The sequence below is a fragment of the Fibrella aestuarina BUZ 2 genome (assembly GCF_000331105.1).
In the GTDB taxonomy this organism is placed as follows: domain Bacteria; phylum Bacteroidota; class Bacteroidia; order Cytophagales; family Spirosomataceae; genus Fibrella; species Fibrella aestuarina.
The window spans coordinates 1,552,237-1,571,185 of the sequence record NC_020054.1 but is presented as its reverse complement, the minus strand read 5'-3'; the positions used below and the strand labels follow the sequence as shown (position 1 = coordinate 1,571,185).

General features: G+C 54.1%; 19 protein-coding genes. 8 read left to right on the top strand and 11 right to left on the bottom strand.

Going from position 1 to position 18,949, the window contains the following annotated elements; all coding sequences use genetic code 11:
• Positions 1 to 311 precede the first annotated feature (311 nt).
• Both FAES_RS06355 and FAES_RS06350 read left to right on the top strand, forming a co-directional pair.
• Complete coding sequence (locus FAES_RS06355) at positions 312 to 680, top strand: response regulator (RefSeq protein WP_041257605.1); 369 nt, start codon at positions 312 to 314, stop codon at positions 678 to 680.
• Positions 681 to 824: 144 nt separating this feature from the next.
• A complete protein-coding gene (locus tag FAES_RS06350; protein WP_015330374.1) occupies positions 825 to 2,303 on the top strand; it encodes a sigma-54-dependent transcriptional regulator in 1,479 nt (492 codons plus the stop codon).
• 97 nt (positions 2,304 to 2,400) lie between these two features.
• Here FAES_RS06350 and FAES_RS06345 read toward each other — a convergent pair whose 3' ends face one another.
• Positions 2,401 to 3,045: a porin family protein gene (locus FAES_RS06345; RefSeq protein WP_015330373.1), complete on the bottom strand. Its 645-nt coding sequence runs from the start codon at positions 3,043 to 3,045 to the stop codon at positions 2,401 to 2,403.
• Between the two features lie 326 nt (positions 3,046 to 3,371).
• Here FAES_RS06345 and FAES_RS06340 point away from each other — a divergent pair, with 326 nt between their 5' ends.
• Together FAES_RS06340 and FAES_RS06335 are read left to right on the top strand one after the other, a co-directional pair.
• Entirely contained in the window at positions 3,372 to 3,821 is a 450-nt protein-coding gene (locus FAES_RS06340) for a response regulator (protein WP_015330372.1), read from the top strand.
• Positions 3,822 to 3,843: 22 nt separating this feature from the next.
• Positions 3,844 to 5,325, top strand: coding sequence for a hybrid sensor histidine kinase/response regulator (locus FAES_RS06335; RefSeq protein ID WP_015330371.1), 1,482 nt, complete (start codon positions 3,844 to 3,846; stop codon positions 5,323 to 5,325).
• 102 nt (positions 5,326 to 5,427) lie between these two features.
• On the opposite strand, the gene FAES_RS06330 is transcribed toward FAES_RS06335, so the two are convergent.
• A complete protein-coding gene (locus FAES_RS06330) occupies positions 5,428 to 5,970 on the bottom strand; it encodes a hypothetical protein (protein ID WP_015330370.1) in 543 nt (180 codons plus the stop codon).
• Between the two features lie 263 nt (positions 5,971 to 6,233).
• Here FAES_RS06330 and FAES_RS06325 point away from each other — a divergent pair, with 263 nt between their 5' ends.
• The gene (locus FAES_RS06325) at positions 6,234 to 6,689 is read left to right on the top strand and encodes a QcrA and Rieske domain-containing protein (protein WP_015330369.1); all 456 of its coding nucleotides are present in this window, start codon (positions 6,234 to 6,236) and stop codon (positions 6,687 to 6,689) included.
• Between the two features lie 24 nt (positions 6,690 to 6,713).
• Here FAES_RS06325 and FAES_RS06320 read toward each other — a convergent pair whose 3' ends face one another.
• Both FAES_RS06320 and FAES_RS06315 read right to left on the bottom strand, forming a co-directional pair.
• A complete protein-coding gene (locus FAES_RS06320) occupies positions 6,714 to 8,273 on the bottom strand; it encodes a carboxylesterase/lipase family protein (RefSeq protein WP_015330368.1) in 1,560 nt (519 codons plus the stop codon).
• Positions 8,274 to 8,351: 78 nt separating this feature from the next.
• Entirely contained in the window at positions 8,352 to 9,797 is a 1,446-nt protein-coding gene (locus FAES_RS06315) for a BamA/TamA family outer membrane protein (protein ID WP_015330367.1), read from the bottom strand.
• 220 nt (positions 9,798 to 10,017) lie between these two features.
• Between FAES_RS06315 and FAES_RS06310 the strand changes: the two genes are divergently transcribed.
• On the top strand, positions 10,018 to 11,559 hold the full coding sequence (locus FAES_RS06310) for an MFS transporter (RefSeq protein WP_041257604.1): 1,542 nt from the start codon (positions 10,018 to 10,020) through the stop codon (positions 11,557 to 11,559).
• A gap of 54 nt (positions 11,560 to 11,613) precedes the next feature.
• On the opposite strand, the gene FAES_RS29965 is transcribed toward FAES_RS06310, so the two are convergent.
• Genes FAES_RS29965 through FAES_RS06290 form a run of 3 tightly spaced genes read right to left on the bottom strand, consistent with a single transcriptional unit; the run spans position 11,614 to position 14,534 of the window.
• Positions 11,614 to 12,813, bottom strand: a complete 1,200-nt coding sequence (locus FAES_RS29965) for a hypothetical protein (protein ID WP_148289300.1) — start codon at positions 12,811 to 12,813, stop codon at positions 11,614 to 11,616.
• Positions 12,794 to 13,363 (bottom strand): RNA polymerase sigma factor, encoded by a 570-nt coding sequence (locus tag FAES_RS06295; RefSeq protein ID WP_041257601.1) that lies wholly within the window; start codon positions 13,361 to 13,363, stop codon positions 12,794 to 12,796. The genes FAES_RS29965 and FAES_RS06295 overlap by 20 nt, the downstream gene beginning before the upstream one ends.
• Positions 13,356 to 14,534, bottom strand: a complete 1,179-nt coding sequence (locus FAES_RS06290) for a hypothetical protein (protein ID WP_041257600.1) — start codon at positions 14,532 to 14,534, stop codon at positions 13,356 to 13,358. The genes FAES_RS06295 and FAES_RS06290 overlap by 8 nt, the downstream gene beginning before the upstream one ends.
• Before the next feature lie 81 nt (positions 14,535 to 14,615).
• Between FAES_RS06290 and FAES_RS06285 the strand changes: the two genes are divergently transcribed.
• Positions 14,616 to 15,389 carry a 3-keto-disaccharide hydrolase gene (locus FAES_RS06285; protein WP_015330362.1) on the top strand — a complete coding sequence of 258 codons (774 nt, stop codon included), beginning with the start codon at positions 14,616 to 14,618 and terminating at the stop codon, positions 15,387 to 15,389.
• Between the two features lie 107 nt (positions 15,390 to 15,496).
• Here the strand turns inward: FAES_RS06285 and FAES_RS06280 are convergent, their stop codons facing one another.
• Complete coding sequence (locus tag FAES_RS06280) at positions 15,497 to 16,003, bottom strand: cupin domain-containing protein (RefSeq protein ID WP_015330361.1); 507 nt, start codon at positions 16,001 to 16,003, stop codon at positions 15,497 to 15,499.
• A gap of 79 nt (positions 16,004 to 16,082) precedes the next feature.
• Complete coding sequence (gene tpiA, locus FAES_RS06275; protein WP_015330360.1) at positions 16,083 to 16,844, bottom strand: triose-phosphate isomerase; 762 nt, start codon at positions 16,842 to 16,844, stop codon at positions 16,083 to 16,085.
• A 211-nt stretch (positions 16,845 to 17,055) separates the two neighbouring features.
• Between tpiA and FAES_RS06270 the strand changes: the two genes are divergently transcribed.
• Entirely contained in the window at positions 17,056 to 18,315 is a 1,260-nt protein-coding gene (locus tag FAES_RS06270; RefSeq protein ID WP_015330359.1) for an aspartyl protease family protein, read from the top strand.
• A gap of 86 nt (positions 18,316 to 18,401) precedes the next feature.
• Here FAES_RS06270 and rpmB read toward each other — a convergent pair whose 3' ends face one another.
• Positions 18,402 to 18,641 (bottom strand): 50S ribosomal protein L28, encoded by a 240-nt coding sequence (gene rpmB, locus FAES_RS06265; RefSeq protein ID WP_015330358.1) that lies wholly within the window; start codon positions 18,639 to 18,641, stop codon positions 18,402 to 18,404.
• A gap of 60 nt (positions 18,642 to 18,701) precedes the next feature.
• Positions 18,702 to 18,872, bottom strand: coding sequence for a C1orf53 family protein (locus tag FAES_RS06260; protein ID WP_158408817.1), 171 nt, complete (start codon positions 18,870 to 18,872; stop codon positions 18,702 to 18,704).
• Positions 18,873 to 18,949: the final 77 nt, after the last annotated feature.

The window sequence follows — 18,949 nt, the reverse complement described above, 5'->3', positions numbered from 1 at the left end:
GTGTAGAAAATATTCCCCAACTTAAGCGGCCTACCTAGTAAACAAATCCACACTTTTCCCCAATCGCGCAGATGCCGTTTAGGCTGAGTATATTTATTTCTGAAGTCGCCAGCCCCTTAAGTGGTTCTGTAACGGCCATTTAGGTTGGTAATATTCTGAAATACAGACCAGGTTGCAAATTCAGGCACTATATTTTATATGGTACACTATACAATAGAAATTTAAAAACGTAACATACTTTTAACATGACCGGCACACGAGTAGGCGGCTCAGCACAAGGGTATCCGTTAAGACCGACTACACAAACAATTATGAATCAGTCGAAGCACGTGCTGATCGTGGACGACGAGGCCGACATATGTCTGCTTCTTTCTGGCTTACTTCGTCGGCTCGGGTACCAACCTACTTGCGCACACATGTTGGAAGAAGGTCGTCAATGTTTATCACAACAGCATTTTGACGCTATCTTTTTGGACTTAAATCTTCCCGACGGTGTCGGTTTCGATCTATTACCAACCATCAAAAAAGACAGCGTTTCCAACCCTAAAGTCGTGATGATCAGCGCATTCGACGGCATTGCCGAGCGAAAACGTGCCAGCGATCAGGGTGCCGATTATTTCATGGGTAAACCATTTACACGTAAGACCGTAGAGCAGGCTCTGGAATCAATTCAGGTCTAGCGCATTTGCAGACGATTAATTTTGTAGATTAGTCAACGAATCAAAGGCGTTCCCCCAGCGGGCTACTTTTACACCTTACCCACTGTACCCATCAATGGCTAACAAGGCCCGAATTCCTGTCAAGGTTAGTTCGGGCATTTGCTTATGGAAAAAATCCTGATAATCGACGACAATAATGACATCTGTGTGTTGCTAGAGAAATTCCTGGGCAAACAGAAGTACAAAACGGCGTCGGCTCAGCGGGGCGAAGATGGTCTCTCGCTCCTGCGCAAAGAATCGTACGATCTGGTCATTTGTGATTTTAAGCTTCCCGATACCGATGGCCTCGATATGCTGCGGCGCATAAAAGTACTCAGCCCAGCTACGGCAGTTATTATCATCACCGGCTATTCCGATGTACGCATTGCCGTACAGGCCCTCAAATATGGCGCATACGATTACGTAACCAAACCGCTTCTCCCCGACGAAATTCTTTACACGATTCGGGGGGCACTGGAGAAACGGAACGTACCTACAGCCAAAACCACGGCTCAGACGCAGCCTTCTGCTATCGAGCCTGCCAAATCGGCTACCGCCCCAAAGTCCAGCCGCAGCCGCGAATTGGCCCCCTCGGGCAAACGGTTTATCTTCGGAAAAAGCCGCGCGGCCGAACAGCTTCAAAAACACATCGAACTGATCGCCCCCACCAATATGTCGGTGATCATTACGGGCGAAACCGGCACTGGCAAAGAATTTGTCGCCAACGCCATTCACCTGAGCAGCAAACGCGCCGATAAGCCGTTTGTAGCCATCGATTGCGGAGCGCTGTCTAAAGAACTGGCCGGAAGCGAACTATTTGGTCACGTAAAAGGTGCCTTTACGGGTGCCATGTCGGACAAGATCGGTTCGTTTGAGGTAGCTAACGGCGGTACGTTGTTTCTCGATGAAATTGGCAACCTCTCTTACGAGAATCAGATCAAGCTGTTGCGCGTCTTGCAGGAGCGGAAAATCAAGCGGGTAGGTGGCAATACCGACATCAGCGTCGATGTGCGCATCCTGTGTGCCACCAACGAAGACCTTCGTGATGCCGTGCGGCAGGGCCGCTTCCGGGAAGACATCTACCACCGGCTCGATGAATTTCGGATCGATCTGCCAGCCCTACGCGAGCGACGCGCCGATATCATGTTGTTTGCCGAGCATTTCCTCGAAATCGCTAATCAACAGCTTGAGAAAGACGTGCTAGGCTTCGACGATGAGGCCCGGGACAAGTTCAGAGACTATTACTGGCATGGTAACCTTCGCGAACTGCAAAACGTGGTGAAGCGGGCGGTGCTGCTGACCCAGGGCGATTACATCACTGTTGATGTGCTTCCCCACGAGATTGTTTCGCCTACCTACATCACACCTGAGGAAACCGTGAGCTACGTTGTCGATTCGGTTCGGCCGGGTTCACCGCCGGTTGTCCAGCAGGCAGCTCAGGGTAGTGGCAATAACCTGAAGTCTGTCTCAGAAAGTGCTGAGCGAGTAGCCATTTTGAAAGTGCTCGAAAAAACGGGTTATAACAAAACGAAGGCCGCTGAGGTTTTGAATATTGATCGCAAAACGTTGTACAACAAGCTAAAGGCGTACGACATTCATTTGTAAAACGCCAAATCGTGTACGAAGCGCTTTATGATTCCATTGCGGGTTGACATAGAGCGTTTCGCACACGATTGCTGTGACTTCCAGTCTACTTGGCTGTTTAGTTAAAGCTGTACCCTACCGACAGGTAGCCAACACCATTTTTGGCATTGTCGAATACAGCTTTAGACGCTGTTGTGTTCGCAATGGGTTGCAGACCCTGTGCATAACGCAGGCCTAACAGCAGTTGACCAAAGTAAACGTTGACACCACCGGCGAGGCCGTAATCGACGCGGTTAAATTGGTCGGCGTTGAGATTGATTGACGAATTGCCCAGTATCCCGCCCGTATTGCTAACGTTCGAATTGAGCAGGTAGCTTACGTACGGACCGGCTTGAATTTCGGCAGCGTTGCCGAGCTTGATGGTAGCTAGTACGGGTAGTTCAACGTAATTCAGGTTGAACGAAGCGCGGCTGTCTTGGGCTAAGGCACGGTAGTTCGACGAGGCGCCCTTATTTGAATAAAGCAATTCGGGTTGAATGGCGAAGGCTGAACCAACCGGGATTTGAGTGAATAAGCCGGCGTGGAAACCAATGCGTTCCTTACGGTCGGTCAAGTCAATATTGTTGAATTGGAGCGTACTGGCCGAAAGACCACCTTTGATACCCGTTCTGACGCGAGTTTGTGCTTGAGCAGTGTGATTGGTAGCTAAAAAGCCCAGAGTCATTAGGGCGGCTGCAGCGATGGTTTTAACAGAGTTTTTCATAACGTTGAGTGTACTTGTGTTGTCCTCTTACCTAACAATTTCGTGCCAGTATATAATTAATACGGCCCGATCGTTGTCTAATTAACTGATTATCAACAAGCTTACATAACTGTTTTTTGGACAAATGAGTAAGTACGGTTTTTTACAAAGAGCAAATCTATGCGGACGGAATTCCACAGTTTCGGGCCCGAATAGCCACAATTACCTGGGCTGCGCAGCACTTTTTAAAAAACTACCGGGTTGCTTTGTCAGTCGAGTTTACCCATAGGTTAACCAGCCTACGTGCGTTAACGTAGCTAACTGTTACATATTCAGCCAATACCGGAATGACAACACCTACTTTTGACGTTCACAAGACGATTTTGATTGCCGATGACGACGCCGACGACCGGCTGTTTCTGAATGAAGCGCTACGTCATCATCAATACACGTCGCAGGTGAAGTTTGTAGAAGATGGAGAAGAATTGATGGATTACCTGACACATAAAAATGGGTTTTCCGATCAGAATGCCCCGCAGCCGAGCCTCATTCTGCTCGACCTGAATATGCCCCGAAAAAATGGCTTTCAGGCGCTGGCGGAGATCAAATCACATCCGAATCTGAAACGGGTTCCGGTAGTCATTCTGTCTACGTCATCATCGCGCGACGATGTAGATCGCACCTATGCCATGGGCGTTAACTCCTACATGGTTAAACCCAGCAGTTTCAACCGCCTTACCGAGATGATCGGCTCCCTGAAGAATTATTGGCTGGAGACCGTTCAATTACCTCATTAACTTGCTTAGCAACACTCACGTTATGCTTACCGTTGCTCCCGCTACTACTCCTGAGATCCAGGAAAAGACCAGCATCATTCGCGTGTTGCTGGTCGAAGACGACGAAGATGATTACATTCTGACTCGCACGCTCATGGGCGCTCCCGAAAACCGAAATCTCCGCCTCGATTGGGTGGAAGGTTACGAGGAGGCACTCGAACGCATTTACGCCAATGAGTATGACGTCTACCTGATCGACTATCGCCTGGGCGAACGCACAGGGATTGAACTGATTCAGGAGGCCACCGAAAACGGGTGTCGCTCCCCGATGATTCTGCTAACCGGCCAGGACGATCAGTCGGTCGACTACTCGGCCATGGCCATCGGGGCATCGGATTACCTCGTCAAGGGGCGAATTGATGCGCAGTTGCTGGGGCGTAGTATCCGGTATGCGTTGCGGCAAGCTGAATCGCTGGCGAAGTCGATCGAGCAGGAGAAGAAATACCGTTCGCTGTTTGAGCGGTCCATCGATGCCATTTTCGTAGCTAACAGCAACATGGCGTTTCGCGATGTTAACCCGTCGGTGGAGCAGTTGCTGGGCTACACGCGCGACGAACTGTTGAAGATGAACCCCGCCCGCCTCTTCGACCGCCTCGATACGCTACGGCAGTTGCGGTTTTCGGTGCGCGAGTTCAATCAGATCAAAGATTTTGAAACGACCCTGGTGAGCAAGCTAGGTCGCAAGCGGATCTGCCTGATTTCGGTTTGGGCCGTCGACGATGCCAACGGCCGTCCCATGTGGTACCAGGGGATTGTTCGCGACATCACCGATCAGAAGAAAGCGCAGCAGGAACTGATTATCGCCGAAAAGCTGACGATGACCGGTAAGCTCGCCCGCAGTATTGCCCACGAGGTACGTAACCCGCTCACCAACCTGAGTCTGGCTCTCGATCAGCTCCGTGAGGAACTGGTCGGTAACGAAGAAACGCAGCTATATACCGACATCATCGGGCGGAACGTGGAGCGCATTGGTGCCTTGATCACCGACATGCTCAACTCATCGAAGCCCCGCGAACTGGACCGTCAGCCGCAGAGCCTGAACGATGTGGTGCGTGACACGCTCAATCTGGTCACTGACCGGATCAAGCTGAAGCAAATGCAGCTGGTCACGCAGTTCTCGACCGAAGACTGCACCGCCCTACTCGACCGCGAACAGGTACGGGTGGCGCTGACCAACATTTTGATCAACGCCGTGGAGGCGATGGAGCCGGAACGCGGTAAGCTGATTGTCAAGACCCATTGTATCGATGACACGCAGGTTTGCGTGGAAATTCGCGATAACGGCAGTGGTATTCCACCCGAAAACGTGCAGCGCCTGTTCGATCCGTTCTTTACGGGCAAACAAAGCGGCATGGGCCTTGGCCTGACGGCCACTCAGAACATCGTCAACAGCCATAAAGGCCATATTGACGTTGAAAGTGAGGCGGGCCAGGGTACGTTGTTCAAGATTTCGTTTCCCAAATAAGACGGCTCGCTAACCGGCAAAAGCCAGCGTTGCGGATTCATCAGGTTGTCTTAAAAACATCCAGATGAGCCCGCAACGCTGGCTTTTTGCTGGTCTTCGTGTTTATTTAATCACCAGTCGCAAGCCGAAGTCTTTTCCTTTCGATACGTCGAGGAGCGTGACTTTGCCTTGCTGCCAGCTGCTGCCCTGCGCTATGCTGGCGGCAGAGCCGTATTTGCCGGTCAGGTACGTGATCAGGTCTTTTTTGTAATCGGCCACACTTTGCGCCGTGTTCAGGTACAGATCAACCTGAATCTTGTTGATTTTCCCGTTGTCCTGAAAATACTGGTAATCTACCGATTCGAGGTTGTCAAACTCGGTCGTGTAGCCAACGTGCTTTACGTCCTGCTCAAATGGCTCGGCTTTGGCGTTGGCTTTCAGAGCCGAGAAGTCGTCGCCCAGATTGACGTTCTGCCAGGCATGGTCGGGAGTCAGGCCAAGTGCTTGCAAACGCGGTGTCAGGGTTGCAACGTTACTGGCGCTGTTGTCGGTGACCGGTGTAGCTGTGGCCGTATCGCTGGTTTGGGTTGCGTCGGTGGTTTTGCGTGACTCACAGGCCGTTGCCAGCAGCGACAGGCCAAGCAACACAATGGATAGCTTTCTCATGCCGCGAAAGTGCAGGTTTAGCCGCAAAGACGCAACGGCTTTCACTGGCTTTGCCCGTCAGGCAGCTACATATCGACTTATACGTCCTCCTTCTCACCGCAACATCTGCCACGTTCGCCGCAAAACAGACGTATGGTGTATTGAGGCGAATAGGCGTAGCGTTGGTTACGCAACAGGCGCTACCCTGCTTTGCCTGCCTGTTTTCATCGCTTCTCCGAGTTTGCGCATGGTTCTATTGTACCTATTCTTAACCAACCAAACCAATGGACAACACCGGCGGCGCCATCAATCGGCTACAGTTTTTAAAGCAACTTGGGCTTAGCGGCTCGGCTCTCCTGGCATTCTACTGCGTAGGTTCACTCTCGGCATGCTCAAAAGCCGAAGATACCGTCACCCCACTTAGTGCCGATGGTGTCACGCTGGACCTAAGCTCGTCGGCTTTTTCGGGGTTAAAAACAGTAGGAAACTATGCCTACAGCGGTAACATTCTGGTAGCGCATATCAAGAATGGCAGCTACATCGCCGTGTCAAAAATTTGCACGCACGAGGGCTCTACCGTCAGGTACGTTGCCAGCGCCGACAATCTGTACTGCCCTGAACACGGAGCCCAGTATACCACCAGTGGAACCGTCACACAAAGACCGGCAACACGCTCGCTTACGCAGTATAAAACTACGCTGAGCAACGACGGCAACAGCCTGCTGATTACCAACGCCTGAGCAACCCGGCAATGTACCCAGCCATTAAGGCCGACTCATGAGGCCCAGCAGAAAGTCGAGCCGGGCGGCATCGGGCAGGGGTTTGGCCTGTACCTCGTCGCCCAGCACCATCATCTGCTTTTTGCTATTGGTATAAGCTGGCCATGTCGGTAGCCCGATCCCGTTTGGGTTACCCGTTTTAACGAAGTTAGCCCAATAGGCCGACATCTGGCGGGCCAACTCATCGTCGGTTGCGGTGAGGGGGCGTAGCTGCCGGTCGATGAAGCGAAGATTATCATAGGCATAGGCCACTTCGCCCGTGTGGAAAGCGCCGTAGGTCGCGTACGAGCCCGTGGCGGGCAGCTTGCGGGTAAACCGGTACACGTAGACCGGCTTGCCCTGCTTGCTCTGAACGGTTGCCCAGGCATAGTTCTGCACGCCAAAGCTCTGATCGCGTGAAGCGTCGATCTGCGACCGGGCAGCTTCCTCATCGCTTGTGGCGGGATACTGTTTCAGGTACGTTGCGGCGTCGGCGTTGTACTGCTGTTCGACCTGTTTTTGGAATTCAACTGCAGTTTTGGGCGTGCCAAACTGCATCCCTTCGTCTTCGTTCCAGCCCGTCAGCAGGGTGACCGGGTTCTGTTTGCCTTCGGCAAAAATCGTGGCGACGGGTTTGGGCAGCACGTAGCCGTCGATCACGGGGCCACGGGTTCCCTGTGCTTTTTGCAGGATCTCGGCCGCTGGCTTGGCACGGAGTTCGGCCAGCGACGACGCTCCCAGTGCCCGCATAATCGACAGCCCGGTTTCTTCGGCCTGCGGTAAGGTGGTCCGGGGGCGGCTGAAATTGGCCCCACTCTGCCCGATGGCTTTGTTAAATAACCCTTTGGCCAACGGCGATGCCACCAGGCAGTTGACGCTCATCGACCCGGCCGACTGCCCGGCAATCGTGACGTTGGCCGGATCGCCACCAAAACCCGCGATGTTATAGTTCACCCAGCGGAGGGCCGCGATCTGATCGAGCAGGCCGTAGTTGCCCGATCCTTTGTTGCCCGATTCTTTCGTAAGCTCAGGGTGGGCCATAAAGCCAAACGCCCCCACGCGGTAGTTGATGCTGACAAACACGATGCCTTTACGGGCCATGGCCTCGCCGTCATAGATGGGCACGCCGCTACCCCCACTGTTGAAACCACCCCCATAAATCCAGACGAGCACCGGCCGTTTTTTCGTTGGCGAATTTGCTTCCGTCCAGACGTTCAGGTACAGGCAGTCTTCGCTGATCGGCTCTTTGGGTATGAGGTATTCAGCGCTCCAGGGGCCAAAAGGATTGGGCGTCCCCTGCATCGGGCTGGCGGCAAACTGCTCGCACTTCCGTACACCTGACCACTTCACCACGGGCTGCGGCGCTTTCCAACGCAGGTTGCCAACGGGCGGTGCCGCAAACGGAATACCTTTGAAGATCGAAATTTTCCCGTCGGCACTGGCCGTACCCGACAGGAGACCGTCTTTAGTATCGGTGATTCGTGCCGTTTCGCCGATGGGCGCAAACGCGGTGAACCCCATCAGGGCCAACAGGACAAAGCCGGCAGTACGAAGGTAGGTTGTCATAGTCAGGCGGAGCAGGCTGGCAAGGGACAAGCCTGCACGAATAAAATGGCTTGGTTGGCGTTGGCTACTCACGAGCGACTACAGCTCACGCTGCAGGTTCAGGAAAAAGCCCGTTTGGCCTTGTGAGTTGTAGGTAGCGCTAAACCGGAACACCAGGTTGTAGTAGGTAACTACGTCGAGGCTCAGGCCGGTGCCGTACAGCCACCGGTTGGCCAGCCGGCTCTGGTAGCGCTCGGCGATGTTGCTGTCGACGTACCCAGTATCACCAATTAGCGACAGGTACGCGGCGATGGGTACGGTGTTGAACTGGCGCAGCGGAATCCATTTCAACTGTTTTTTTACATCGAACAGCCGGTAGCGAATGTTGTTGCGAAACAGAATGTGCCGCTGCCCTTCGACAATGTAGAGTTCATAGCCCCGCAGCACGTCATCGCCACCACCCAGCCCACGAACGCCGAAATAGGGAATCCGCTCATTGGGCGCCCAGGTGTTTCGTAGCCGCAGCGTGTGGGCCGCAAAAAATCGTTTGCCGAGTGGGTAATAACGGCTGTAACTGATGGCCGCTTCGGTTTGGCGCAGGTCGGCGTCGGCGAGCCAACCATGGCGCACCAGCGAGGCGGTGAGCAGATTGCCTTGCAGGGCATAGGCCACGTTATCGCGCCGGTCATAGCGGTAGCTGTAGGTCAGCGAGATAAACCGTTGCCGGGTACGTCCGTCCAGAAAGTAATCTGGATTGAGTTGAGCTACGGTGTCGGCGATGTTGTTTTGCGTGTAACGGGCTTCGAGTTCGTGAAAATGGTAAAAGCCGTCGCGCCGGGTAACCGACAGGCTGGTTGTGAGCCGGGTACGTAACCTAGACAGCCCCGCCGGGCTGATGTACTCCCACTTGTCGAAAAGCGGGCGATAGGCGATTTCGCGGTTTGAGGCGTAATAGAAATCGGCATTGGCCCCGAAGCGCTGCGCTTTGTCTATGTACGGGCGGTCGTAGGAAACAATGTATTTGGGTGTAAAGCCGGATTGTGCCAGCGCCGAGAACCGGTCGTTGCGGCCTGTAAAGTTTTTCCAGTCGACGCGCAGGCCGTAGTTGGTCCGGCTCAGGTCGCGGCCCCGTTCATACCACCACTCGTTGAAATTTCGGTCGGCCAGTTCAAAGATCGGCACCACGAAGATGTACCACCGCTCTTTCATCGAAACCGTAATGTCAATGGGGCGAAACGCCGTCGACTGCGACGAGTCTTCGACCGCCGCCATGTCGACGGTAACGAACAGGTTGGTGTTGGAAATTTTCCGCTGATCCCAGGCGGTTTTCTGGGTCAATTCGCCCCGTCGGATTGTATCGCCCACATGCAGGGCCATTTCGCGCAACACGATGCGGTCGCGGGTGCGGAAGTTACCTTTCAACGTTACCGAGCGAACCACTACGGCTGAATCAGGCTCATACCGTCGCGGCTGCCCCGCTGCGCTGGTTAGCAACGACGCCGTCAACAAGAAGCCCATCAACACACGAGTAGACTGTAGACGCATAGATATGAAACGTTGAAAGTAAGAAAATAACCCAACTCCTTCACTAAAAGATGCAATGGCTGCGTATAATTGTAATTGGACGCTGGGCAATTCAAACAGGCCAAAAGACAAAGGTCTCGCTAATTCAGGTAACCCGGTAAGTGTGAGCCTTTTTCTGAGTCAAACGCCCAATCTAGGGTTAACGTATAGTGTCCGGTATTTAACGTTTTTTAAACAACCTATGCAAACGGAACAAGTCCCTTCACCAACCGTAGCTCCCGATAAGCCCAGTCTCACGTTCTGGCAGATCTGGAACATGAGCTTCGGCTTCCTGGGCATCCAATACGGATTTGGCTTGCAACAAGCCAACATGAGCCCAATTTATCGGTATCTGGGCGCCGACGAAGCGTCCATTCCGGGGCTTTGGCTGGCGGGACCCCTCACCGGTTTGCTGCTGCAACCCATCATTGGCGCGGTATCTGACCGGAGCTGGTCACCAACGTGGGGGCGCCGCAAGCCCTTTATCTTGGTGGGAGCCCTGCTGGGCAGCATCGCCATGATTCTGATGCCCAACTCCTCGGTTGTCTGGATGGCGGCGGGGCTGATGTGGATGCTCGACGCGGGCCTCAACTCGGCGATGGAGCCCTTTCGGGCCTTTGTGGGCGATATGCTCAATAAGGAGCAACGGCCCACGGGCTTCGCGGTGCAATCATTCATGGTGGGGTTCGGGCAGACGCTGGCTAACCTGATGCCCTACATTCTGCCCATGCTGGGCATTTCGATGGTGATGTCGGAAGGGCAGCTGGCCAATGGCATTCCCAACTCGGTCCGGTATCCATTCTACATTGGTGGAGCGGCCATTGTGCTCTCGGTGCTCTGGACCATGCGCACCACGAAAGAGTATCCGCCGCATGATGAAAGCTATAAAAACGCCCATGTCTTTACCGAGGAAGAAAAGAAGTCGATCTCGTTCTGGCACCTGGCTATGGCCATTGGCGCGGCAGTGCTGGCGTTTTGTTTCGCGGCTGGTTCGGGTGGGTGGATCAACGGCCTCAAGTGGGGCATGGGCGTGCTGGCTGGGGGCTACCTGGTCTTGATGCTGCCGGTATTCAAAGAAATTCTGGCCTCTCTGTCGTCGATGCCAACGGCGATGCGGCAGCTTTGGTGGGTGAAATTTTTTACCTGGTATGGCTTGCCGCTTATGTGGCAATACCTCTCGCTATCGGTAGCCAAATACGCCTTCAACGCCCCCGACACGACGTCTAACCCGGCCGGTTTTGAGGAAGGGACCAAATGGGGTGGCCTGTGCTTCGCCATGTTCAGTATCTCCTGCGCCGTTATTTCCATCTTCATTCCGCGTATTGCCAAAGCGATCGGCAGTGCCCGCGCGACCCACGCCCTCTTCCTGTGCATTGGCGCCGTCGGCTTCTTCCTGACGCTCACGTCCAACGACAGAATGATCTACCTGGTGGCGATGTCGATCATGGGACTAGCCTGGGGGTCTATTATGTCGATGCCGTATCTGATTCTGGCCGGAGCCGTACCGCCCGCCAAAATGGGCGTGTACATGGGTATTTTCAACGGTTTCATCTGCGTGCCGCAATTCATTGGCATGCTCACTGTTCCGCTTTATTACAAAACCCTGCTCGGCAACGACCCTCGCAACGCGCTGATTCTCTGCGGCATCTGTCTGGTACTGGCAGCGGCTTCATGTTTTCTGGTAAAGGAAAACAGCAGCACCGTGGCTAGCGCGGGTGCCGTTGGCGGTGGCGGCGGTCACTGATCGACCAGAAACGTACCCAGCAAAACGCCCGGCCAGATTGGCCGGGCGTTTTGGTTACCAGTTTATGCCTAAAAAGCGCAACGGGCGGTGCTTACGTCTGGTTTTGATAAACCGTCCTTTGTGGGCTACGTAGCGATAATAGTTGTTGCCCAAGCGCACGAACGTGTGGTTAGTGGCCGGGTCTGGCTGCATAAGGTCATCGTCAAGTGTGTGGATACTGCCGCCCGTACGGAGGGCAATCTGGTACTGATCAGGCTGGAAAGCGTCGGTTTCGGTAGCCGCCCCGCCACAGGCAACTACATGTACCGGTTTGATGAGGCCCGGTAACCGATCCATATCCTTTACGCGGCTGCCGTTGTCGGTGAGCAGTACCAGGTGGTTTGCCTGCGGGAAGGTGCGTTGGGCATACTGCAACGCCTCAACCACATTCTCAGGGTCAAGATCGTTATGGGCGGTATTGCGGGCGGCCGCCAACATGGTGGGCAGGGCCGCGTTCAGTTCCTGTTCACGCGTAACGAAAAAGGCACCCGGCAGACCACCGGGGCGGGTTTCCTGTCCGAGACTGTCGCAGTCGGTGAAAAAGACCGTCCCCAACACGTTTGGGTTGCGGGTATTCCGCCGAAACCAGGCATATAGCTGAGCGGCGTAGGGGTCCATGCTGGTTGTCAGATCACAGACGATAACTGCCTTATTCCAATAGCGTAGGTTTCGGCTAAGGACTTCCAACACCGTTGAATCGGGACCGGCTGTTGGGGTCAATACATGTTGTAACAGCGCAATTTCCTTCACTGAAGGTGGTTGATACCGGATCTCGGGCAACGGCTGGGTACGTTGCCCAACGAGTTGAACTGGCGCCAACAAACGCAACGATACAGGCCGACGATCAGCCACAGGCAGGTCAGCATTGGGCTGGGTACGTTGCCTTGGGTACGTTGGCGTTTTGATGACTGTAGCCGCTTCTGCCTGAGTAGCCTGCGGGTGGAATACCTCCACCTTTTTTTTGCGATCGGCTCTGGCGCTAGCCTTTTTTACCGGGTACGTTACGTTGCGATGGCTGGGTACGTTCAGCAACACTACGTACCCACCGACAGCGCACAACAAGAAGAGCGCAACCAAACCGGTCAGCCGCCACCGCCGCCGCTCACGTAGTTGACGGCGCAGAGCTTGCCAGTCTTGCGGATCGTAGGGTGGTTCATATTGGTGTAGCGTCTGCCGAACCCAGTCGTGTAGCGGTTTATTGTCGATCTCGCTCATAAGTTTGGTCCGTTTGTGAAGCCAGCGCCCGGCGCAGCCGCCGATTGGCTTCAGAGAGGTAGGCGCGCGACGTGCTTTCCGTAACGTGCAACTGCTCGGCGATGTCGCGGTGAGGGTATCCTTCCAGCACATAGAGGCTAAATACCATGCGGCAAGCCGGAGGCAGCGTATGCAACACCGCCAGAATATGCTCGGCCGACAGCTGGGCCAGAATGGCCTCGTCGTTGTGGTATGGCTCGGTCAGCGTCTGGTCAACTTGATCGGTCGATAGAGTGGCCGGTTTCCGTTTTCGGTACTGATCAATAGCCGTGTTCACCATAATCGTTCGGAGCCAGGGTTTTAAGGCCGCCTCGTTTTTCAACTCCCCAATCCGCCGGAATACCTTCATGAACCCGTCGTTCAACAGTTCACGGGCATCTTCGCGGTCGTTAGCGTAGGCCAGGCAAACCGACAAGGCATAGCCATAGAAGCGTTCGTAAAACGCACTCATGGCTGCCTCCTTTCCACGGCGGCAACCGTCAATCAGGCTGGCGGTGGTTGGGTTAGTCACAAAGGCCGTCGTAAGCGTAGGTACTCACCGTCTTCACCTGATACACTGAGTTGCGCGAATCATAGTTGGTGTGGGTTGTTGTGCCCGTAGCCGACCGGATAAAGCCCGCGCCCGTCAGCGTATATTGCATCTGCTGAGCAGCCGTGTAAAAAGCACCATCTGGCAGCTTCGACCGATAGGTGTTAGTCGCCCAGACGCCCGGCCGACCCGACAAAGCGAGCACCGTTGGGAAACCCTTGAATGGTGGCCACGTATCGGTGGGCGATTTGGCGTCGGCATAGGTGTAGGCCGTTTCACGTTTCAGCTGCCCGTCTTGCCAGACCTCAGTCTTAGTCACCCGGTCTTGCTGGTCGTAGCCGTATGCATACCGTACATTGCCCAACGTTTCGCTGCTTACCAATCCATTCTGAAACGTGTAGGGTCGCGTTTCCGTACTTCCCTCCTTACGTACATAATCGACCAACCGCCCATTCTGGTAGGTGATGGTAGCCAGCGACCCGTTCTGGTACAACAGCTCCCCTTTTAGCGAATCGGGCAAAACGGGGTACGTGGTCAACTCCGTCAGCCGGGTAAGCTGCCCGGTGGCATCATAGGTATAGGTGCTTGTCAGTTGGCTGACCACGCCTTTGGCATCACCCTGATACCGACGAACCGACTCCGCCAAGCGACCATCGGTGTAGCTATAACTGGTCCGTTCTTCATACGAGCCACCGTCGATAGCGGTTTGCCAGCGCGTCTTTTGCCCCATCGTCGTCAGGAAACCAGCCGCATCATAGGTATAGCTAGTCTCGACGCCATAGGTGTTGATGCTTTTGCCCTGCTGGCGCTGCTCGCGTTGCAACACCGTGTGGGTGATCCGCCCATCGGTGTCGTAGTCATACGTTTTCCTGTCCGTCGTTTCGGTGGGCGTGAGGTTGCTACCGCCATTTACGGTTTCGACGACATCTTCCTGCCGGATACGACACGATCCACTCGCCTGTGATTCTACCGACGGCTCTGTACAGTGACTCGTCAGGATTGCCAGTACCCAAAAAAGAAGAACACGCTGCCCTCCTACCACTACCCGTTTAACCTGCTGCATGGCCTGCGCTGTTTTGTGCTTTTTGCCAAAGACGAGAGGCCGCTCCCAAACGCTGGGTACGTTCGTCACTCTTTTTTCGGGATCGTACAAAAGCGTTATAAAGCCGACGCTGGCTGCTTTTGCTCAGACAGCGTCGGCCCAACCGGCTGGGCTCGTTCTAATCGTGTCTGTATGAAATCGTATTCTGCCTCTTATCGCCTCGCGCTGGCTTTATTCCTTGGCGCGCTCACCACTGCTCAGGCCCAGGTTGGCGTGGGTACCAAAGCACCCAAAGGAGCTACCGTTTACTTCGACGGTACCCGCCAGATGCTCGACCAGAAATGGACGTATTGGAAAGGACCCCGCCTGGCCGCTACGCCTCCCATCAAATGGCAGATCGTACCCGACCCAACGGGCAAAGGCACTGCCGTGAGCAGCAACGACCCAGCTTCGGCGGGTGGCAAATACGGCGCGGCGGATATTGTCACGAACGATGAGTTTAAAGACGCCCGTATCCACGTTGAATTCTTTATCCCGGAAGCGGGGGGCAACAGCGGCGTTTATCTGCAATGCCGCTACGAGATTCAGGTGCTCGACGGCGATACCACCAGCCACGGCATGGCCGCGGTCATCAACGAATCGCCCTCCCCGTATTATGCGTACAACGGCCTTGGTAAGTGGAATGCCTACGACATCGTGTTCCGGGCTGCTCGCTTCGAGAATGGGAAACGTACCCAGCCAGCTATGGTGACTATGTATTTCAACGGGAAGAAGGTGCACACCAACCAGCCGATCAATCAGGTATGGGGCGGGCCAAACTCAGGGATCGATGGCGGAAACGACGGCGGCAAAGGCATCACCGACACACCCGGCGGCCTGAAACTACAGGCTGAAGGCCATAACGTGATGTACCGCAACATCTGGATTCAGCCGCTAAACCTGCAAAAAGCTGATACTAATTTTTGAATGTATAATGAACAATGTAGGATGTACAATGAGCTGACGCAAGAACAGACGCGTCAGCTCATTGTACATCCTACATTGTTCATTATACATTGTGAAGGTACCAATCCTCACCGAAGTAACTCAATTACTTCGCTGTGTTGCGGGAATTGGGTCAGCATGGCCGCGGGGTCGGCGAGGACGAAGTCGGCGAAATCAAAGCCGGGCGCGACTGTGCAACCGACCAGAGAAAACGGAGGCGTGTCGGCTTCACCAACGGGCTTAGACCCAAACCAGCACCCCGCCGGCACAACTGCCTGAAAAACCTCTCCCCGATCGGGCCGATTGCCCAACCGGATTACCGACAACGTACCTGACGTTGGCTCAATCACATAGACGTTGAGGGGGCCGCCCGCGTAAAAATGCCAGGCCTCGTCGCTCTGGATCCGGTGCAGGGTAGAACGGTGCTGATTTTCCAGCAAAAAATAGATAGCCGTACTAAAAGGCCGATCACCCGAAAAGCGATCGGGCAACGCCGCCTGGGCAACCTGCTCCGCAGCCCGGTAGGTTTCGGCATAATAGCCACCTTCGGGATGAGGCGCCATGGCAAACGCCTGTATGTACTCGGCAGCGGTCATGGTGTCAAATAGGAGTTATGAACGATGAAATACAACACTGGTATTATTTCGTCATTCATGGTTCATAACTCTTAATTCGTTAAGCTCTTGCTTTCACGACGGTAACGAAATCGCGCGATTTGAGCGAGGCGCCGCCAATCAGGCCACCGTCTACATCGGGCTGGGCGAAGAGTTCAGCGGCGTTCTGGGCGTTGGCGCTACCACCGTACAGAATGCTGATTTCCTGCGCAACCGCATCGCCGTATTGGCCAGCCAGGTGTTGCCGCAGTTCGAAGTGCATGTCCTGCGCCTGTGCCGACGTAGCGGTGAGGCCCGTCCCGATCGCCCAGATGGGTTCGTAGGCAATCACAACTTTCGTAATCTGCTCGTCGGTCAGGTGAAACAGGCTTTCGGTAATCTGGGCTTTTACGAAGCCGAGGTAATCGCCGTTCTCGCGCATCTCCAGCGACTCGCCGCAGCAGAAGATCGGCGTCAGGCCGTTTTCGAGGGCGCTGTTTACTTTCTCGGCCAGTTGCGCATTGGTTTCGCCAAAATACTGGCGCCGCTCGCTATGGCCCAGAATGACGTAGTCTACACCGATCGATTTGAGCATGGGGGCCGAAATCTCACCGGTATAAGCACCCGACGCTTTCTCGTGGCAGTTCTGCGCACCCAGGGCCAGCTTATTGCCTGTCAGGTACGGCTTGTAGGTGGTTAGGTAAAGGGCGGGGGGGCACAGCACAACCGTTACGTCGCCGGTCACTTCAGCATTGACCATGTTGACCACTTCCGACACCAGGGCAAGGCCTTCGTCGGCCGTCTTATTCATTTTCCAGTTGCCTGCAACAATCTTCTTACGCATACATCTTTGGTTTGAACTACCGAACAGAAACCGGGTCTGTAGCACCTGGGTACGTTGTCTCAGGGAGGCCAAATCACTGTTTCGGAGCCCAAAACTAAAACCTTTCGCCTAAACCGCCGAACCGGTTGGCAATCAGTCGCTTCATCGCTAACTTTTTGTAGATTATATGGTTTTTTTATAATAATTTACTGGTACATTCTACACACTCATCATGAAAACGCTGAGCCTATTGATTGCTATCCTCTACGTGAGTGGGTCGGCGTGGGCTACCGACAAACCAAAGCCCGAAAAAGACCACTTCGGTTTTTATCTGGCCGGCGGCCGGTCGTTTACGCGTCTGCCTTTTCAACTGCACTCCAACCTCATCCTGGTGAAGATGCAGGTTAATAATTCCGATACGCTGAATTTCATTCTGGACACCGGTGTCAGTAATACCATCATTACCGACCCTAAGGCACTAAATCGGCAGCGGCTTCAACTGTCGCGCAAAGTGAAACTATCAGGTGTGGGCGAGGGCGCCCAACTGACGGCTTCAATCGCGATCGATAATGAACTGTCGATGGGACACATGCGCGCCTCGCATCAGAACCTGGTTTTGCTCGACGATGACATCCTCAAACTTTCGGAGTATGTGGGTGTGCCCGTACACGGCATCTTCGGCTACGACCTCTTCAACAATTTCGTGGTCTCGATCGATTTCATCAACCGCGAACTGACCCTTACCAAGCCGAAGAAATACACCTACAAACGCCGCTTTGGCGATCGCTATCCGATCGTCATTCAGAACACTAAGCCTTACTTGGACGTGGTGGCCATGCTGCCCGGCGAACGCAGCGTGCCCCTGCGCGTGGTACTCGATACCGGCGCGGGCCATGCCTTGATGCTCGACGGGCAACCCAGTACCTGCGCCCTGCCCCTACCCGAAAAAGTGATCCGGGCGCAGCTGGGGCGCGGGCTCAACGGCGTTATCAACGGTAGTTTGGGCCGCATACAGGGCCTGAAGGTGGGGCGGCACGAGTTGCAACAGATCATAGCCTCTTTTCCCGATAGTACCTCGTTTGGTATGAAGCTCGTCAACGCCTCCGACCGGCAGGGCAATATTGGGTGCGAACTGCTCCGCCGATTTACCGTGACGTTCAATTACCCGGAGCAATATATCGTGCTGAAGCCCGTGAAACGATTGCTACGTGAGCGTTTTGAGCACGACATGAGTGGTATGGAACTCCGCGCCAAGGGGCAAAATTTCCGGACGTATTACATCGAGAAAATTGTGGCCGAATCACCCGCCGATCAGGCGGGGCTGCTGGAAGGCGACGAACTCGTCTTTGTCAACAACGACAGCGTGAATACGCTCAACATCAGTGATATCTATAAAACGCTGCAACGGGGCGAAGGCAAAGAAGTAACGCTCGTGGTGCGCCGAAATGGCAGTATTGTCGTGGCTCAGTTTGCCCTCAAGCGTATTATCTAAGCCATTGGTTTACCGGCAAAAAAGAAGCCTCCCTCCATCAGGAGAGAGGCTATGTCGGACGGGCACAGATTGAGTGCTCCGGTCGGTTACGCCGACAGTGTGCCTTTCTTGTAGGCATCGAGCAAAGTCGCTTCCAGACCTTTTTTATTGATGGTCTTGATGGCCGACGTAGAAACTTTCAACGTAATCCACTCGCCCGTCGATTCAACAAAGAACCGCTTCGTCTGAAGGTTGGGATAGAATTTACGTTTCGTTCTATTGTTGGCGTGCGATACATTGTTACCAACCTGCGTCCGCTTTCCTGTAATTTGACAAACTCTGGCCATGACCGTACTCGTTTTCCGTATGAGGGTGCAAAATTGGTGAAAAGCCTGGGGATGTGCAAATTATTTTTCCTTTTTAAAGCCGTAAGGGCAATGGCGACACCCGTTTTTGCAGCAATAGCCCCGCTTCAGGTGGTAAGCTGCCGTGAAAACAACGAAGCCTTCCTCGGTAAAGTAGTAGTCTTCATCGGCCAAACCGACGATTTTTCGTTTCTTGCTTCCTTCTCCCTGCATACTAGTACGGCGGCTACTTTTTTGAATAGCTTTGAAAAACAAACGCCGTGTTTACGCTTATGGTTTTGACGTATACA

Bases quoted from the DNA above. Each gene is read 5' to 3' on its own strand.
- rpmB (WP_015330358.1), bottom strand. From the start codon at position 18,641: ATGGCCAGAGTTTGTCAAATTACAGGAAAGCGGACGCAGGTTGGTAAC.
- FAES_RS06350 (WP_015330374.1), top strand. From the start codon at position 825: ATGGAAAAAATCCTGATAATCGACGACAATAATGACATCTGTGTGTTG.
- FAES_RS06345 (WP_015330373.1), bottom strand. From the start codon at position 3,045: ATGAAAAACTCTGTTAAAACCATCGCTGCAGCCGCCCTAATGACTCTG.
- FAES_RS06315 (WP_015330367.1), bottom strand. From the start codon at position 9,797: ATGCGTCTACAGTCTACTCGTGTGTTGATGGGCTTCTTGTTGACGGCG.
- FAES_RS06285 (WP_015330362.1), top strand. From the start codon at position 14,616: ATGAAATCGTATTCTGCCTCTTATCGCCTCGCGCTGGCTTTATTCCTT.
- FAES_RS06330 (WP_015330370.1), bottom strand. From the start codon at position 5,970: ATGAGAAAGCTATCCATTGTGTTGCTTGGCCTGTCGCTGCTGGCAACG.
- FAES_RS06355 (WP_041257605.1), top strand. From the start codon at position 312: ATGAATCAGTCGAAGCACGTGCTGATCGTGGACGACGAGGCCGACATA.
- FAES_RS06310 (WP_041257604.1), top strand. From the start codon at position 10,018: ATGCAAACGGAACAAGTCCCTTCACCAACCGTAGCTCCCGATAAGCCC.
- FAES_RS06280 (WP_015330361.1), bottom strand. From the start codon at position 16,003: ATGACCGCTGCCGAGTACATACAGGCGTTTGCCATGGCGCCTCATCCC.
- FAES_RS06270 (WP_015330359.1), top strand. From the start codon at position 17,056: ATGAAAACGCTGAGCCTATTGATTGCTATCCTCTACGTGAGTGGGTCG.
- FAES_RS06335 (WP_015330371.1), top strand. From the start codon at position 3,844: ATGCTTACCGTTGCTCCCGCTACTACTCCTGAGATCCAGGAAAAGACC.
- FAES_RS06320 (WP_015330368.1), bottom strand. From the start codon at position 8,273: ATGACAACCTACCTTCGTACTGCCGGCTTTGTCCTGTTGGCCCTGATG.
- tpiA (WP_015330360.1), bottom strand. From the start codon at position 16,844: ATGCGTAAGAAGATTGTTGCAGGCAACTGGAAAATGAATAAGACGGCC.
- FAES_RS06260 (WP_158408817.1), bottom strand. From the start codon at position 18,872: ATGCAGGGAGAAGGAAGCAAGAAACGAAAAATCGTCGGTTTGGCCGAT.
- FAES_RS06325 (WP_015330369.1), top strand. From the start codon at position 6,234: ATGGACAACACCGGCGGCGCCATCAATCGGCTACAGTTTTTAAAGCAA.
- FAES_RS06340 (WP_015330372.1), top strand. From the start codon at position 3,372: ATGACAACACCTACTTTTGACGTTCACAAGACGATTTTGATTGCCGAT.
- FAES_RS29965 (WP_148289300.1), bottom strand. From the start codon at position 12,813: ATGAGCGAGATCGACAATAAACCGCTACACGACTGGGTTCGGCAGACG.